The sequence below is a fragment of the Rhodococcus sp. NPDC057297 genome (genome assembly GCF_042667435.1).
Taxonomy (GTDB): Bacteria; Actinomycetota; Actinomycetes; order Mycobacteriales; family Mycobacteriaceae; genus Rhodococcoides.
Genome location: NZ_JBHUZE010000009.1, coordinates 34,259 through 51,141, shown reverse-complemented (window position 1 = coordinate 51,141; position 16,883 = coordinate 34,259). Strand labels below are relative to the sequence as shown.

At 63.8% G+C, this 16,883-nt stretch carries 10 protein-coding genes; 4 read left to right on the top strand and 6 right to left on the bottom strand.

Annotation, left to right across the window (positions count from 1 at the left end):
* Positions 1–223: 223 nt before the first annotated feature.
* The 4 genes from ACFULT_RS22120 to ACFULT_RS22105 form a co-directional block, all read right to left on the bottom strand.
* Positions 224–6,232, bottom strand: a complete 6,009-nt coding sequence (locus ACFULT_RS22120) for a helicase-related protein (protein WP_378482504.1) — start codon at positions 6,230–6,232, stop codon at positions 224–226.
* A 697-nt stretch (positions 6,233–6,929) separates the two neighbouring features.
* On the bottom strand, positions 6,930–7,349 hold the full coding sequence (locus ACFULT_RS22115; protein WP_378482503.1) for a DUF4913 domain-containing protein: 420 nt from the start codon (positions 7,347–7,349) through the stop codon (positions 6,930–6,932).
* Positions 7,346–9,259 (bottom strand): type IV secretory system conjugative DNA transfer family protein, encoded by a 1,914-nt coding sequence (locus ACFULT_RS22110; protein WP_378482502.1) that lies wholly within the window; start codon positions 9,257–9,259, stop codon positions 7,346–7,348. Before ACFULT_RS22110 ends, ACFULT_RS22115 begins: the two co-directional genes overlap by 4 nt.
* Positions 9,256–9,915: a TraI DNA relaxase gene (locus ACFULT_RS22105; RefSeq protein ID WP_378482501.1), complete on the bottom strand. Its 660-nt coding sequence runs from the start codon at positions 9,913–9,915 to the stop codon at positions 9,256–9,258. The genes ACFULT_RS22110 and ACFULT_RS22105 overlap by 4 nt, the downstream gene beginning before the upstream one ends.
* Positions 9,916–10,087: 172 nt before the next feature.
* Here ACFULT_RS22105 and ACFULT_RS22100 point away from each other — a divergent pair, with 172 nt between their 5' ends.
* The 4 genes from ACFULT_RS22100 (at position 10,088) to ACFULT_RS22085 (ending at position 12,416) form a co-directional block, all read left to right on the top strand.
* Entirely contained in the window at positions 10,088–10,531 is a 444-nt protein-coding gene (locus ACFULT_RS22100) for a hypothetical protein (RefSeq protein ID WP_378482500.1), read from the top strand.
* 270 nt (positions 10,532–10,801) lie between these two features.
* Complete coding sequence (locus ACFULT_RS22095; RefSeq protein WP_378482499.1) at positions 10,802–11,278, top strand: hypothetical protein; 477 nt, start codon at positions 10,802–10,804, stop codon at positions 11,276–11,278.
* Between the two features lie 107 nt (positions 11,279–11,385).
* Positions 11,386–11,850 (top strand): hypothetical protein, encoded by a 465-nt coding sequence (locus ACFULT_RS22090; RefSeq protein WP_378482498.1) that lies wholly within the window; start codon positions 11,386–11,388, stop codon positions 11,848–11,850.
* A 125-nt stretch (positions 11,851–11,975) separates the two neighbouring features.
* Positions 11,976–12,416, top strand: a complete 441-nt coding sequence (locus ACFULT_RS22085; RefSeq protein ID WP_378482497.1) for a hypothetical protein — start codon at positions 11,976–11,978, stop codon at positions 12,414–12,416.
* Positions 12,417–12,581: 165 nt separating this feature from the next.
* Here ACFULT_RS22085 and ACFULT_RS22080 read toward each other — a convergent pair whose 3' ends face one another.
* Positions 12,582–15,716, bottom strand: coding sequence for a type I restriction endonuclease subunit R (locus tag ACFULT_RS22080; protein WP_378482496.1), 3,135 nt, complete (start codon positions 15,714–15,716; stop codon positions 12,582–12,584).
* Positions 15,716–16,816: a restriction endonuclease subunit S gene (locus ACFULT_RS22075; protein ID WP_378482495.1), complete on the bottom strand. Its 1,101-nt coding sequence runs from the start codon at positions 16,814–16,816 to the stop codon at positions 15,716–15,718. Before ACFULT_RS22075 ends, ACFULT_RS22080 begins: the two co-directional genes overlap by 1 nt.
* Between the last annotated feature and the right edge of the window lie 67 nt (positions 16,817–16,883).

The following is a 16,883-nucleotide window of genomic DNA, read 5'->3' as shown; positions in this document are numbered from 1 at the left end:
GGAGACAACCGATTCGACGTGCCTAGGACAAGACTTCGGGTCGTCTACACGACTACAGAACGACCTCTCTGGTCGGGAAATGAAGTTGGCGATAAAGCCGCCAAGGTCGATTATCGATCCAGTAGATTTCCTCGGGCACAAAGTGATTGAGCCCCATTGCACGAACGCCTGCCCCACCCCAGGGTCGTCGTAAGCCTGGGGCCAGGCATCGAGCAGTTCGTGATCAGGTGTCGAGGTCATAGCCGCGTTCCGGTGGCGCGTCAGGTGTCGGTGGTTCCGGTTCGTTGCTGGAGTCTTGCCATTGTCCGGTGCCGTCGTTCTCCACGGTGCCGAGGAATCTGCCGGGGCGGTTGAATGGGTTGTCGTCGAGTGTTGTCGACGGGATGCCGGTGGACTGTGCTCGGGCTTCTTGAGCGGCGATGAGTTCGTTGGTGCGCATCATGGCGCGGACGTCGTCGGCGGTCTCAAATCCGAGTTGCTCGACGAGGGCGGGGGTGGGGTTGAGCTTGAGTGACCAGCCGGGTTCTCGTCCTTTCGCTTCGGCTCGTTCGGTGCGGGCTGCTTCGCGCGCCAGGGCTTCGGGACTGGATTCGGCGTCTTTGATCTCCCGGCGCAGTCTCGCGACTTCGTCGGAGAGGTCTTTGAGCTGCACAGCTTTCGGGAAGTCGGACAGCTCGACCATTTCGAGCATCTCCAGGCGGTGCTCGTCCCGGTCGAGTGACTGCTCGGCCTTTCCGAGGTCGGTGTCGACGGTGTAAGCCATGTTCTCCACGCGGGTGAGCAGCCCGAGCGCGTGCTGGTTGCCTTCTCCCGCTTCTCCGAGCTTGGGATACAGCTCGGGTTGGAGAATGGTCTTGACCGACGATCCGAGTCCGGTGAACGACATGTACAGGGCGCTGTCGGTGGCCGGGCGTGCGACCTCGATCTGGAATCCGCTCATTTCGGCGATGACCACCGCTTTCGTTGCACCTTCGCCTTTGAGGTTGAAGTAGGCCCCTTGCAGTGCTTTCGTGATCGCTGCGGCCGCTTCGGGGCGGGTGCTGTGGAACTGGCCGCGCACGGTGATGCCGGGCCACTGCTGGGCATCTCGCCTACTTTTGAGCGTGGGTGCGGCGGCGGCCAACCCCGCGACCCGTTCGCGGGCGCGGGGGACTTCTCTGCGGAGTCGGTCGCGGTCGCGTTCGATGGAGCGTTGCTCGGCGAAATGCGAGTCCGCTTCGGATTGGAGCTCTTGGAGCTGGGAGTCGAGTTCGATTTGCTTGATGTAGCGCTCGTCGCCGGTGGCGAGGGCTTTGGTCATCGCCGAGTTCTCGGCGAGTGAATCGGCGTCGAGGTCTTGGACGCGGCGCATCGACCGGTCGGCTTTCTTGAGTTGCTCGATGAAGTGCGCTTTGCGGTTGATGGTCTGCCACATCACGGTGTCGAAGGTCTTCTCCGCGACGTAGTTGAAGACTCGCACCTCGCGGTTCTGGTTGCCCTGCCGGATGATTCGACCTTCACGTTGTTCGAGGTCGGCCGGTCGCCATGGCACGTCGACGTGATGCAGGGCGATGGCCCGGTTCTGGATGTTGGTGCCGGTGCCCATCTTCTGGGTCGATCCCATGACGACGGTGACTTTGCCGGTGCGGCACATCTCGAACAGTCGCGCTTTCTCCGACGGCTTGGCGTAGTCGTGGACGTAGGCGATCTGCGCGGGTTCCATTCCGCCGGCGAGCAGCTCGTCCCGGATGCCGTCGTAGATCGACCACGAACCGTCGGTTTTCGGGGTGGAGCGATCGCAGAACACGATCTGCAACGCTCCCGGTGTCGGATGGGGCTGCCCGGCAGTGTCGAGGTAGGTGTTCTCGCGGTTCTCGTTGTGCACCTGCAATATCCGTTCTGCGACGATGTGGGCGCGAGAGTTCTCCGGAGGCGCTGGTTCGAGATGCGCTGCCCGCGGGTCGAGGGTGACGTTGCGTCCGTCGTTGGCGATCTTGAGCGCGTTGTCGAGATCGGGTCGACGACGGTCGGCGTCGTCGGCCCGGAAGCCGAGGTCGGCGATGAAGTCCTGCACTTCCAGTGCCGGGCTGAACAGGACGTCGGTGTTGCGGCCCCCGACTTTGACCGGCAGATCGGCCGGCACCTGGTCGCGGGTGACGGCATCGGTGAACACACTGGTCATTGCGATCAGATCACCGACGTTGGTGAACTCCCCGACTCGGGTGATCGCCCGCAGCCGTGATCCGGAGGAGTTGAGCTCGACACGTTCGACGGTGTCGGTGAAGGTCGCTCCCCAGTCCGCGATCTCAGCGACTCCGGCGTCTTCGAGTAGATCCGGACGCAGGTAGTGCTGCATCACCCACAGCTCGGCGAGGGAGTTCGCGACCGGGGTGCCAGTGGCGAACGTGGCGACGCGTTCGACGTACTCTTCTGCCGCGATGCCCTTCGCAACGGCTTCTTCACGGCGCATCGCACGCAGGTACCGCAGTTTCAAGTCCAGGTCGGTGGCCCGTTTGGTGCCCTCGTTCGCCAGTTCTTCGACGTCGGAAGCACGAGCGAGATTCTTGAACTCGTGGGCTTCGTCGACGAACAGGTAGTCGCACCCCGACGCTTCGAACGTCAGCCCGAGATCCTTCCCCGCCTGATCGAGCGCGGCTTCGAGCTTTTCCTCGAGCCTGGCTTTCTTGGCTTCGAGCCGTTTGATCGACAGGTCGGACAGGTTGGTGTCGAGCTGGGCGTTCAGGTCCGCGACCTGGTTGCGGATGTATTCGGCTTTGGTGCCGGGGTCGACGCCGATCGAAGAAAACGCTGACAGCGGAACGATGACCATGTCCCAGTCCTGCGACGCCGATTGCGCGATGAGCAGTCGCCGCCCTTCGGCGTCGGTGGCCGCGGATCCGGAGAGGATCCGGGCGCCGGGATACCACTGCCCGGCTTCGCGCACGATCTGGTCGATGATGTGGTTGGGCACCACGATCCACGGCTTGTCCGCCAGCCCGAGACGCCGCAGTTCCATGGCGCCCATCAGCATCACGCCGGTCTTTCCGGCTCCGACGACGTGATCGAGCATCACCGTCGGTTCGGCGATGATCCGGGCGACCGCATCGCGTTGGTGTGGGTGCGGGTTGAATGTCTCACCGAGACCGGGCAGTGCCAGATGGGCACCGGAATGAACAGGTGCAACCACGGAATTGAACATCTCGTTGTAGATGTCGAGGAGTTGTTCGCGGCGAGCGTCGTCGGTGTGGAGGGTCCACTGCTCGAATTCCTGTGCCAGACGCCGCGCCTTGGACTGGGCGGCGCGGGTGGCGGCGTCGTGGACGAACGGAGCGCCGGCGCTCTCGCGGAACTCTTTCGACGTCGTGATTTCGATGGTGGAGTGATTGAGCAGATCGACCAACGCCTCGTTCCATTCGTACACACCGGATCGGACACCGGCATTACCGATACCGCGGTCCTCGGCGGGCCGGTATTCGAAGTTGAACGAGGTCGACCATGCGCCCTTCTTGGGCACCAACCCCCATTTGAGGTCCTGTTCGTGGCTGCCGCGATACGCATCGACGATCACTTCCCACTTGCCCGACGCTCGCTCGACCACTACCGAGGTACCGTCTGGAACCTCGAAGGTCTCTCGGACGAACTGGGTGTAGGTCTCGATCGGTACCCACGGAGCCCCGAGGGCGACATCGATGTCGCTCTTGCGCGGTGGGATCGCCGCGGTGAGGGCGTCGGCGTTGACTCGGTAGCGCGGGTCGAGGGCTGCGACCTCCTCGACCTCGGCGAGCTTGCGGCGCACGTTGCCCGACAGGTATGTCGATGCCGGTATCCACCGCTCCGGATCGGCGAGGGTGCGGAACGCTTTGCCTTCCATCTCGGTCTCGGCGGCGGCGCGGTCGATGCCGAGCAGTTCGGCGATCCGGTCGACGTCCAGGCGTGCGTGCTCGTCGAGACTGATGGCCATTGCTTCGTCGATGGACTCGGCGTAGTCGCGGACCTCGCGGGCGAAGAGGACGTCGGCGTGGAAGATCGCCGCCTTGCGGGCAGTCATCGTCGATTCGTCGAATTGCTCGAGTGCGAGGACCGGGGCGAACGTCGGATCGTTGCGGAGCGCCCGCCCGAGGTGGTTCTGGAGCTTCGTCGGTGTGCGCGGGTTGACCCACGCATCATCCGACAACCGCGTGTAGACGTCTTCGGGGATCTGCCCGGTGTAGGGGTCGCCGGCGACGCCTTCGTCCTTGCGCCAGGTCTCGATCGCTTTGGCCAGAGCGGTGTCGTGCTGGCTTTCGGTGAGGTCCTTGGGCACCGTCATGGTGAACCGATTGATCGGCCCGTAGCGGGCAGCGTAGGCGTCGTACTGCTCGCCGAGGATCTCGCGTAACGCTTGGCGTTCGCCCGGTGTGGTCATGCTGTCGCGTTGGGAGTCGATGACTGCATGGGTGGTATCGCGCAGGGCGAGCAATTGGCCCCATTCGGCGACCTGCTTGGCGCCGCGAGTGTTGATCTCTTCCCACCCGCCATGTGTCCACCGTTCGATCACCCCGGCCTGCGCATCGTGGCGCAGCGTCCCGACGGCGAGATCCTCGGCGGCGGCGCTGCGCCCGACTGCGAGGAATCCGCGTTCGACGTCCTCGCGGGTCGGACCGAGGGTGTCGGTCCACGAGGCGGTGTGGCCGAGACCGGCCTGCTTGGCGGTGTCGACGATCGTCGACAGGGTCTCCTCGGCGGCCGCGGCGAGCTCGACATCGTCTCGGGCCGCGACGGTGAGCGTGTCCCCGGAGTACATGCCGTGTCCGACGCGCAGGTCACCGAGCACCCACTCGGGGTGATCGGTGTAGACGGCGTTGATCGGGACGGCCTTGTCCTCCCCGGCATCGTCGACGGCTGTGGCGTTCTCGAGACCCAAGAACCGTGTCGTCAGCGGCGACATCTGCTTGTCGTCCTCGCGGCGACGGAGCACGAGAATGTCGGTGACCACGGCTGTGCCGGCCACCCGTGTGAAGGCGTTCGAGGGCAGCCGGACCGCGCCGACGAGATCACCGAGAGCGGCGATGTCACGCCGCGCCCGCTGATTCTGGGCGTCGAGGGTGTAGCGGGAGGTCAGGACACTGACATAGCCGCCGGGGGCAGTCAGCGCCAATGATTTGACGATGAAATGGTTGTGGATGGTGTGCTTGGACTGGTTGTGCACCGGATCGTAGAGCCGCACATCTGCGAACGGCACGTTGCCGATCGCCGCGGTGAACGATCGCTGCGGCACCGCGGTCTTCTCGAACCCCTCGGCGCGGATCTGCGCAGACGGCGACAGAGCCGCCGCGATCGCCGCCGAAGTGGCATCGAGTTCGACCCCGACCATCTGCGCGGACGGCGGGGCGTGAGTGATGAACGTGCCCGATCCGCAGCCGGGTTCGAGCACCCGGCCACCGGAGAATCCGGCGCGGACCATCGCATTCCACATCACGTCGGCGATCGCCGGGTCGGTGTAGTGCGCGTTGAGGGTGGTGCGCTGGGCCTGCGCCCAGACGGTGTCATCGAGGATCTCGCGCAGTTCCTCGCGTTCACGGGTCCAGTCCGCGCGGCGTGGGTCGAACACCTGGGGTGTCGCGCCCCAGCTCGACCACCGGGCCAGTACGTCCTGCTCGGCAGGGAGGGCGTAGCGCTGCTGCTCGGTGACAGTAGCGAGGACACGCAGGGCGTCGATGTTCGCCCGCACTCGCGCTTTTGCACCTGACGGCACCAATACCTCGGGGCCGGAACGAAAGTCCACCGGTTCCGTCACCACAGGGGCATCCGTGGCGTCGACAACGGGGTCGAGGCCATCGCGGAACGACGGGCCCTGCTGCACGACAGCGGAGTCGGTGCTCTCCGGTGCAGGGTCAGGTATGTCGGCGACGGTGTCGCTTACGACACTGCTGATGCTGGTACCGCTGCCATTGCTGTCGGCAGTGGCTTCGGACGTCAGGACAGCCGGGTCACGCGGCGCGGGCAGCGGAGTGGCTCCGATGTCGGTGGAGGCGGGGTCGATCGGTGCCGCGCCGTCCTCGTCGAGAGCGAACAGATCGAGCTGTGCATCCGATTCGGTGCGGCGCTTTACTTTCCGGTTCGCTCGTACTCTGCCGTCCGCTCGTCGAGCAGGCTCGTGAACGATGGATACAGCGGGTGCGTCGTCGACGTCGGGTACAGCTGATCGTCCTCGATCCTCGCCTGCAGCAGATGACCCGCGAAGTAGTGGAACTTCCCCGTCCGATCCCTCCACAGCTGGAACATCAGATTCCGAGCCCACGTATCCGGATCCGCGCAGTTCAGGGGATTGCGCCACCGCTCCGGATCGGACCGGTGCACCTGAATCCGCGCCAACTCCCGCTCGGTCCGTACCGAGCTCGGTTCCTCGTCCTCCGGATAGTCGTCCAGGTTCTCCGGGAGCTGGCCGTAGATCTCCTCGTCGATCACGAACGTCGTCGCCTCGGACCACGCCTGCTCGATCAACCCCGTCTGCTCCAGATACGGGGCCGGGTGACCGTTCTCCTTCACGTACCGGCGCAGTGCCCGGTCCTGCATGTGGATCTTCATGTTGTCGATCCGATCCGAGATCCGCTCGCTCTCGCGTTCGAGGAACTCCTGCTGGTCCTCCGGGCTCAGTTCCGGCGGCAGCCCCACGTGCTCGAGGTAGAGCTTCATCACGTCCTGTGTCGTCGGGTCGATCATGGCTATCACTGTCCTTCATCTCGGCGAACAAATCGAGCTGGTTGTCATCGGCGTTGGTGGCCACGGGTGTGCTCCTGGAGAAGTCGTCGACGACGAACGCCCGGCGACCCGCCGCTGCGTGGAAGGCAGCGGGGTCGCTAACGTCGTCGTCGGCCGGAGCACTCTTCCGGCCGCATCGGCCCTGGTGGGTCTAGCCACCCACCAGGGCCCCTTTGGGGGTTACGTCAGGTTGTGTCAGGTCGGGTCGATCACGAGCTGAGTTCGTCGAACCATCCAGCGGGTGCGGCAATCAGCTTGGTGCGCAACGGTGGTGTGCTCTGATGCCCGGCGCTGCTGCACCGGAACATCGGTCCGTGCTCGGCGTCGAGCATCGTGCGCAGTTGCGGGTCGGCGTGGTGCACCCACCATCCCGACATCGCAGCACCGTCCTCCGCTGCGGCGGCGGCCTCCCATGCCGTCCACAGCGAATGCAACCGGACCACGACCTCGGGGTGCTCCCACCAGCGCGGGCAGAAGACCCGGTTCTTGCCTTCGGTCGAGGACAGTTTGCGGGCGAGGATGGCCGAGAGCCACGCATCGAACCAGGCGTCGAAGGCCGGGAACTTCGTCGACGTCGTCTCGTCGGCGTCAGACCCGGTGCCGGGTGCTGTGTCGTGTGCTGTCGTCACAGGAAGGCCTCCTTCGCCGGATCGTCGGACACCTCGCGCCCGGTCACTTGGGCTGGGTGGTACCGGTCGACCGCCGTCGTGTCGGCGTTCGTCGTCTCGGGGATGCCGTAGCGGTCGAACGAGTCGCTGATGCGCGCGGCGTTCGGGCCGTCGGACCAGTAGACCTTCTTCACCAACACCGGACGGTTCCCTGAAATCTGCACCAGTGCCCGTGTTTTCGGGATCGCGGCGAGGTCGTCTACGGTGAGGATCGCCTCCCTGGACCACGACTGCGACCGTGATGCGGAGCTGTCGCCGAACCATCCGCCGCTGCGGGAGGTCGACCAGCGTTCGACATCGTGTTCACCGACCAGTGCCGACAGTTCGGACAGGGTGGTCTTGTCCTTCAATCCGCCGCCGTACCAGAGGAAGTTGGCGGCATCGAGAAGTTGCTTGACCCCGTCCTGACCCCAGACCCGTTGCGCCTGGGACAGGTTCTGCACGATCGTCATCACGCAGATGCCCTGCGAGCCGAGATGGGAGTACCACGCCGGGAGCTCCGGTAGTCGGCAGACGTTCGCGGCCTCGTCGAGGACACCGAGCATCGGCACCGGCAACCGTCCACGTGGACTCGACCGCGCGGTGCGTTGGGCTGCGTCGATGATCGATCCGATCAACGCAGTGGTCAGCGCCGACGAGGAATCGGGGCCTTCCTTTGACAGGGCGTAGAGGGTGTCGGTGCTGGTGACGAAGTCGTCGACGACGAACTCTGTCATATCGTGCGGGTACTTCACCTCACGCCCGATCTTGGTGTCCGGGGTATCGGAGGTGGACAGATCGGCGCGGTGTGGGGGCATGATCGACATCGCGTACGACTTCTCCTCCAGCAGGCCGATGAACCGACGTGCCATGTCGTACAGCCCGTCTCGCTGACGCGGGTTCAGTTCGCGTACCGATTTCAGGCGCAGCGCGACGATGTGGTGGCCGTGGGCTTCGAGGAGTTGCTGGGGAAGTTCGTTCTCCTCGTTGGAGAGCCAGCCGTAGACGTGCAACAAGTCCCCTCCGCCGCACGCGGCCGCGAACATCATCTGCGCCAACAACTCCTGCGCACCCCCGTCGAAATAGGCGTCGACCCGCGCCGAATCGTCGCGCGACGCGGCAGCGAAATACGAGGCGAGCTTGCGTGCTGCGACGATCGAGGCGACCCCGCGCAGCGGGTTCCACCAGAAACCGTCGCCGCCGTTCAGCGGTCCTTCGGCGATGCCTTGAAGGTCGTAGCGCCACACCGTGCCGACCTGATCGCGGACGCCGCGGGTGAAATCGTGGCCGTCACGCTTGTTGGAAGTGAACACTGCAGCACCCGGTGCGGTGCAGAGCGCGTCGATCGCCAGAGCAGCCGTCTTACCCATACGGGGACCTGCGAGGGCGAACAGCATGTCCTCCCAGGACATGAACACCTTCCGGTCACCCTGGACAGTGCGGCCGACGATCACCCCGATGTCGGCGTCGTCGAGCGCGCCTCGCCCGGCGAGATCGGATCGCAGTGTCCTCGCCCGCGCTTCCGCTTGGGCCCCGGTGACCCCGGTCAGCTCCGAGGTCGATCCCATCAACCGGGCTTTGGCATCGACCTCGGCGTCGCTACGTCGGGCCTGCCGCGCAGCCGCCCCGACACCTACCAGACCCGATCCGACGCCCAGGACGATGACGAACACCCACGTCGACGCCTGCGGCCACGACACTGTGCCGCCGGCCACGGAGAACAGCGCCTCGAACGGATTACCGGTAACCTGGTCACCGGTGCCGCCGAGAGCGTGCCCAGCCCACAGCGAACCGTAGGCGGACAGGATCAGCGCGATCACCGCGAGAACCGCGTACAGCGGGAATAACGACGACGAGGTGCCCGCACCCTTGGCGGTCGGCTTCTTGGTCACCACGCGTCCACACCTCCATCGACTCCCGAATCGAGGTGCCGGTCGAGTTCGACGACGTGCGCGACGTGGTCGGTGATGTCGACGACCGAATCGTCGGATCGTGTGTATCCGGGTGTGTCGAACATGAGGTCGGACAACCGGATCGGTTCGACATCGGCAGCGGTCGAGGAGACATCGAGGGTGTGCTCGGCGATTTCGTCGAAGTCGAGGGCGTCGAGTTGCGCGGGCAGTTCGAGAGCGTCGACGGACAGACCAGGACGGAGAACGCCTTCGTCGATACCTGCCTCCGTGAGCCGCTCCCGCCATGCATCCTCGTGGACACCTGTCCGGTTGAGGGTGGCCGCCGACCATTCCTGTGCGGCGGGGTCATTCGGGACGACCTCGGTTGCGATCATCTCGTGCGCGACCGCGGCCGCAGCGAGATACGCCGACGCACGCGCCACCGCCAGGTCGGTATCGAGGAGTCCGAACGCGCGACTGTCGCTGCGCGGACCGTAGGCCGGGCGGGTGCGGTCGACGGCATGGCGAGCCTGTGCACGGGCGTACACGCCACGTCGGTGTACCGCAGCGAGGGCAGCGCGGCGACCGCGTTCGTAGGCGGCCGCAGCGATCTGCGAGCGTCGCTGTGACTCGGCGGTCGAGACAGTGGGTGTCATCGACGGTCACCGCCGTCGGAAGCGAACTGAGCGTGAGGCGCGTTCGATAAGTGCAGCAGAAGGGATTTCGGCATGGAGGGCCTTGTCTGGGAGCGTCGGTCAGCTCACAGCTGACCCGCACCGACACAAATCGACGCGTCGGGCAGCGCTGTTGCTGGATGGACGCTCGACCGTGACCCTCATCGACGGTCGAACCTTTGAAAGCATAACTCAGAGGCGGAATTATGTCGGAGACGAGCTCATTGACACGCTACTGAAGTTCACGCCAGCGGCTGGGAGTGAACCACGGGACGTCGAGCTGATACTCGGCATCCAAGGCGAGCCACACGTCGTTGGCCTCTCGGCCCGAGAGATAGCCCTCGTCAGGGAGATTCTTCAAATTGCACCGGTTCGCCACAGCCTTGGCCAAGATCCCAGAGTCGAAAACGACCGACGTGCTGTAATCGCATTCCATCTTCGTGCTCGTGTCGGGATCGTAGTCGACCTGGACCTCATCGAGCCCGATGATCATGCGGGGAGCTGTGTCGACAAGCGACAGTACGAGGTCACCCGCAGACATTTTGTCGGCCACATACCAAAGGTCACCGCCCCCGTACCCGGTGTGCATGTCCTGTAGAGCCTCAGCGTAAGGGCCACCTGTACAGATGTGCAGTTTGTGCCCGGGTTTGAGGACGGGCAGCGGCGGCAGAAACGAAGGCGGCGGTAGAGACAATTTGTCCACTCAACCAGTGTGCCAGCGGCAGCTCTGACGCCTACCTCCGTGGGCGATGTCGATACCCAAGCCATGACCTTCGCGCACTGTTGTCGCAAACGAGACAACTCGGACCGTCGCGGATCCGAGTTCGGCATGCTGCAGCTGGCCGGAAGCTCTCGCTACCATCATTCGATGGCGATGTCGAAACGGGGCAAGCAGGCCACGCAGCGAGTGACCAACGCACGCAACCGGTTCAAGAAGCTCAAAGTGCAACGGCTCGACCCGGCGTCGCTCGCAACCGAACGCCTATCGCTCACCCGCGAGCTCCTTGCCGTGCACGGAATACTCACTGGCCTGGCGCAGGGGAGCAAGCATCACCGATTGCTGTTACAGCAAGTCAGTGCAATGCTGCGGGTCCTCGACGACCGGCCCGGCGCGCGGGAACGACGTGCGCGCGAGGATCACGATCGAAAACTCGACGAACGTCGTGGCGCAGTCAGGGCGCTGCAACTCAGCGGACCGTCGTCGTTGCCCTATCGGCGAGTGGATGCAGGGAGAAATCTGGACGAACACGGGCGGGTCAAAACCGCACTCGCTGGTCCTGAGGGCGCCCGGTCTAGTGTCCGGACGGTGAGCGGCGGTCTGCCAGGTAAGGGCAAGCGACTCTGACCTCGCCCGACCATCAGATCGCATTCCCACCTCTCACAGTAGTGAAGCGAGGCGTTGGTTCGGGCGCACGACCTCGAAGTGCCGATATGCTCGCCGAGGTGAGGGACGTGACGATCGACGACGTAGTGGATGCCTTCTTCGATGCCGAAAAATACGCCGGCTGGGCGGAGGGGATGAGCGGGTACTACAACCTGCAACTCGACATCCTCGTGACCCTGTTCGAGTGCCGATTGCCGCCCCGTGATTCCCGGTACGACGAGTCCGGTGACGAACGTGACCGCGGCTCGGTCGTGGGAATAGCCCACAGATGCTTGAAACGCGCGAAGGAGACGTTGAGCCCCTTCGGCTGGTATCTCGAAGGAGCGCCAGGACCGTTGGAAGCGCGTGTCCTCGCTCAGCACCGACAACGATTCGATGTGGCCGAAAAAGCTCTGCAGGAGAACTACCGGGCGATCTTCCGATCCGCATTGGACATTCTGCATCCCGCGGCATCGAGCCGGTCGTTCCCACGAACGATGCTGTTCGAGCGGGGACTACCCCGCAACGAGCCCGAAGAAATGGACTTCTGGTGACAGCATGAAGCCCGGAGATCGAACCGTGGCTGCGCGAAGCAGAGTCATGGCTCGTTCTCGGAGTGCTAACCGCATTGTGCTTTCTGACCGAACACCCCGAGCGCACGAGCCGAAGGACGACCGCGATGCCGCACGCCGCCGACACATCCGAGCCCGCCGAAAGCCCACTGGATCGACAGCGGCGACACCTCCAGCAGCGGGCGTTCCTGACTCAGGCTGTGTGCCTCGAGCTGGAAGCCTCAGCCGGTGACTACGACTGTGAGCGCGTCAGCGTCGCACTGTATTTCGTTTACCACTGGCTCGTAGACGAATGCGGAGAGCAGGACGCCGGTAGCGGCAACTTCTACTATCGCGGTCTGCATGAGCAGGACCTCGTGCCGGACCCCGAGGCCACAAGCGCTGGCCTGTTGGCGGAGGTACGTGCGGGAGCGCAGGTCCTGCAAGATGCGCAGTTGTTGCGGTGGGCAGATTTGGCCGACTACGACAACGACCTCGAGCACATCACAGCATCGTTGCAGAACTATCTCTCGGTACGAGGCCTTCGAGCTCGACCGCACAGCGCCTGATAGTCCGCGCTGACGGTGGGCCGATAAGAGGCCCCTATGTCAGCCGCTGCACGCGCTAGCAGTGGCTGACCAACCCACAGACACACCGTTCTCCCCAGTCGTGCGCAGGTAGCGAGCGTAGTTCTCGGCTAGGACCGCCGAGTGTTTGTGGTGTGCGATGTCGTCTCAGGCGTCCGCCGGTCGATCGATGGCTGCCTCATAGAACGCATCTGCCAGCGCCATGATGACAGCACTGATGCCGGGACCGTCGCTGAAGAAGTAGTCGGCCATGGTGTTGTGGGCATTCTGATTGTCCACGACCGCCTCGGTGACCGCCGCCTGGAAGTCCTGCGACTCGACGAACTGTTTCTTCGAATTCACGCGTGTCTGATTGACCAGGTCTGGATCCGCGAGCAGCTGCTGCACCAGGCCCTGCACGAACTCACGGACCTGGACCGCGGAGAACGCCTCGGCGCCGAACAGATCGTTCATCTTGTCGATGACCACCTGCAAGGCAACGTATTTCGGATCCTTCCGGCTACCGGTGCCGGCCGAGCCGATGCCCTTGAGCTCACCGTCACCGGTCAACGAGATGTCCACCGCGTCGGCCTTGGTGTGCTTGACCCCGACCAGGACCACGTCGGACAGGTCCACCTCCGCAGCCCAGGACGAGTCCGCAATGAGCTTGTCCAACAACCGCAGGAAAATCGACAACATCTCCATGAACGGATCGCCGTAATCGACGATCTGACTCATGAAGTCATACAGCCGGACATACGTAGCGACGTCCTTGCGAAACAGATCGAGAGTGTTCAGCGCCACGGTGTCGTCAGCCTCGATCGCCGCCGCGTAACGGCGAGCGAAGTCGCTCTTCGCCGGGCTCATCGCCGCCGACAGCGCACTGTTGCCCTTCCTGGTCACCCACAGCTCAGCGACCTCGCGGACCTGCTCCGGCGTGTAGATCCCCGCCTGCGCAAGCTTGGTGGCCAAGTGCGCGACAACGTACGGGTCGGTCTCGGTCTCCAACGTGGCACCCGCGAAATACGGCTCGAACGAGGTCCGAATGCCCTCAGGCTCGTTCACGAAATCGATCACGAACGTCTTGCGTTTACGTTCTCCGCCCGCCGTACGGTGCGTACGGTTGAGCCGGGACAACGTCTGCACCGCCGTGACACCCGAAAGCTTCTTGTCCACGTACATCGCCGTGAGCAGCGGCTGATCGAACCCGGTCTGAAACTTGTTGGCGACCAACATGACCTTGTACGTCGTACCCTTGAACGCGGCAGCCAGGTCGGAGCCGGCACCGGGATTGAGGTTGGCTTCGGTGAACTCGTCGTCCTTGCTCGGCTGCGGCCCCCACTCCGACGCCCAGGTCTCGTCCTCGTCCATCGTCACCGAACCCGAGAACGCCACCAGGGTGCGGTAGTTGTACGACGCATCCTCGGCCGTCCGCTTGGCGATAAAGGCATCGATCGACTTCTTGTACTTCACCGCAGCCTTGCGCGAATCGGTCACCACCATCGCCTTGGCTTTGCCCTCCAGCAGGTGCGCGACGTTGGCATGGAAATGCTCGACGATGATCTGCACCTTCTGACTGATGTTGGTCGGATGCAACCTGACCCACCGCATCAACCCCTTACGTGCGGCGGACTCCTCCACGTCGCCGCCGTCGCCACTCTCGGCCTTGCCCGCGATCTTCAGCGCGGTGTCGTAGGTCTGGTAGCCCTTGAGCACGTCGAGGATGTACTCCTCCTCGATGGCCTGGCGCATCGAGTACAGATGAAACCTGACCTTCTTGCCATCGGGGCCCGGCCGGCCGAACAGGTCTACGGTCTTGTTCTTCGGTGTCGCAGTGAACGCGAGATAGGAGATGTTCTCCGACTCGGCGCGCTCGGTCATCTCCGCGGCCAGGATCGTCTCGACGTCGACGTCGGCGCCCTCCTCGATCTCCTGGGCCTCCTCGGCGGTCAGCACCGCTTTGAGCTTGGACGAGATCTGACCGGACTGCGACGAATGCGCCTCGTCCGCAATTACTGCGAACCGCCGGCCCTTGAGCGACGAATCTTTCCGGATCTCATCGAGGGCGAACGGAAAGGTCTGCACCGTCACCGCGATGATCAGCTCTTTGTTCTTCAACGCTGTTGCCAGCAACCCGGATTTCGATTTCGCGCCCGCCTTGCGGACATCTTCCGGGCTGATCGTGGCCACGATCTTCCCCGACCCGTCGATCTGCCGGATCGCGTCCTGCAGTTGCCCGTCGAGCACGGTGCGGTCCACCACGACGATCACCGAGTCGAAGACCTTCTTATCGTCCACGTGCAGCCGCGCCAGCCGGTGCGCGGTCCACGCGATGGTGTTCGTCTTTCCCGATCCTGCCGAGTGCTCGATCAGGTAGCGCTGGCCCACCCCTTCCTCGCGCACCGCGTCCACCACGTTCGTCACGGCCTCCCACTGGTGGAACCGGGGGAAGAGCATGCTCGTGCGGCGCACCGACGTTCCGGTCGCCACGTCCCACTCCTGTTTGGTCTCCACGAGCATCAGTCGGCCGATGATGGTCAGCCAGGCGTCCTTCTCCCAGACCCGTTCCCACAGGTAGGCCGTCGCCGACCGTCCGGCCTCGGGCGGCGGGTTCCCCGCGCCGCCCTTGTGGCCGACGTTGAACGGCAGAAAGTGCGTCTTGGTGCCTTCGAGCCGGGTGGTCATCGCAGCGAGGTCGTTGGAGACCGCGAAATGGACCAGCGCGCGGTGCCCGAACGACAGCAACGGCTCCGGCCGCCCGTTGGTCATGGGGCCCCGGTCCTTGCGGTACTGGTTGATGGCCTCGTCGACAGACTGCGTGAAGTCGGTCTTCAGTTCGACAGTGGCCACCGGGAGTCCGTTGACGAAGAAGACCAAGTCGATGCTGCGCTGGTCGGCGGTGGAGAAATGCACCTGCCGCAGCACCCGTACCCGCATTGCGGCGTACTGCTCGTTGGTGGTGGCGTTCAGGCTCGTTTCGGGACGGAACTGTGCCATCTTGAGCCGGCCGCCGCCGATGTACTGCACGCCGTTACGTAGAATGTTCAGCGTTCCACCGCCGTGCTCGAGGGGCTTGTCGAGAGCCGCGGTCAGCACATCCAGAAATTTCGCCTGCGACCCCGCCGCTTTCAAGGCTCTCTCGTACGCCACCTGCTGGGTCTCCTGCAGCCACGCAAACAGGTCCTCGGGGAACAACGCGCGTTCTCGGTCGTAGCCGGAGTCATCCGGCGAATACAGCCAGCCGTGGGCATCGAGGTATGCGCAGATCTCTGACTCGAACACTATCTCGTGGTGATCTGCCATCACTCCATCTCCCGTACATCGATCTGCCCCGTCACCGCGGCGGTAATTAACGCCGACCGCCGCTCCTTCGAGAGCTGGATGAACCGCTCAGTTTCAGCGATGAGCGTGTCAATTTTGGACAATGTTCTGTCGAGGTAGGCGGCGATTCTGTGCTGTTCCGCGATCGGCGGCACGGCTATGACCAGCTCAGCCAGTCTTGCGTTGTTCAGGATCGGGATTGTGTTTCCAACTGCAAGAGCAACGAGCCGGGATCGCGACCCCGTCAGCGCGTAGTACCAGTACTTGGCGGAACCCGCGACCTCGATTGCGGTGATCTGCTGGTTCGATGAAATCGGCCCGTCAACCCAGCCAACCTTGCCGACAGTTGCGCCGATACAGCACACCAGTACCGCATCCCTAGCTGTGCGAACCTGATTAGCCGCCAACTCGGAGAGGCGCAGGCTCGTAGAAACGCGACCGCCGAGATCCTCGGGTCGGGCCCACCCTAGTTGACCGTCCGCATCGAACACGGCCGCCGGGTCACCCGTCGGCGTCCTCCCTGTAATGAACCGTCCGATCCGCCGCAGAGTGGCTACACGCCAATCATTAGGCGGAGCCATAGCGCCCGTAGCAGTCGCGTGCTCGATTACGGCCTGACGTCGGTCGCGGAGCATCTCCATCAAACGCTGCTGCTCTTCAATGAGCATGTCAATGCGGGCGGTCTCGTGGTCGAGATAGTCGGCGATGGCTCCCTGCTCGGGGAGTGGAGGGCGCGGCATTCGGATGCGATTAATGTCCCGCTGGAACAAGTGCGGCACTCCCATGCCGCCACGCAGTCGGTCAAAAATGGACTGGGCATAAGAACTGGCTATAAACCAGTAAAGATATCGTCCGTCCAACTCGCCGGTAGGAGTTAGCACTGCGATCGATCCATTTACCGTTGCGGGTCCCACAAGATCGCGCACGACATTCACTGTGCCGATTGTCGACCCGTCCTTTGTTAGCAAGACATCGCCGTTCTGTAGCATTATCTCCGGCGATTCGATGTACCGATCTTCGGTGATTTTATTCGCCCGGTCGTACTGGATCACGGGACTCTTAATATCTGGAGTCGCAAGCATTGGGACACCAGACTCTGCATATTCATCTGCCGTCAAACCCTTCCAACCCAAACGAGCCCGGACCCAT

What these genes read in the sequence shown, in the direction of transcription:
- ACFULT_RS22105 (WP_378482501.1), bottom strand. Translation starts at nt 9,915, where the DNA reads ATGACACCCACTGTCTCGACCGCCGAGTCACAGCGACGCTCGCAGATC.
- ACFULT_RS22075 (WP_378482495.1), bottom strand. Translation starts at nt 16,816, where the DNA reads ATGCTTGCGACTCCAGATATTAAGAGTCCCGTGATCCAGTACGACCGG.
- ACFULT_RS22085 (WP_378482497.1), top strand. Translation starts at nt 11,976, where the DNA reads ATGCCGCACGCCGCCGACACATCCGAGCCCGCCGAAAGCCCACTGGAT.
- ACFULT_RS22080 (WP_378482496.1), bottom strand. Translation starts at nt 15,716, where the DNA reads ATGGCAGATCACCACGAGATAGTGTTCGAGTCAGAGATCTGCGCATAC.
- ACFULT_RS22095 (WP_378482499.1), top strand. Translation starts at nt 10,802, where the DNA reads ATGGCGATGTCGAAACGGGGCAAGCAGGCCACGCAGCGAGTGACCAAC.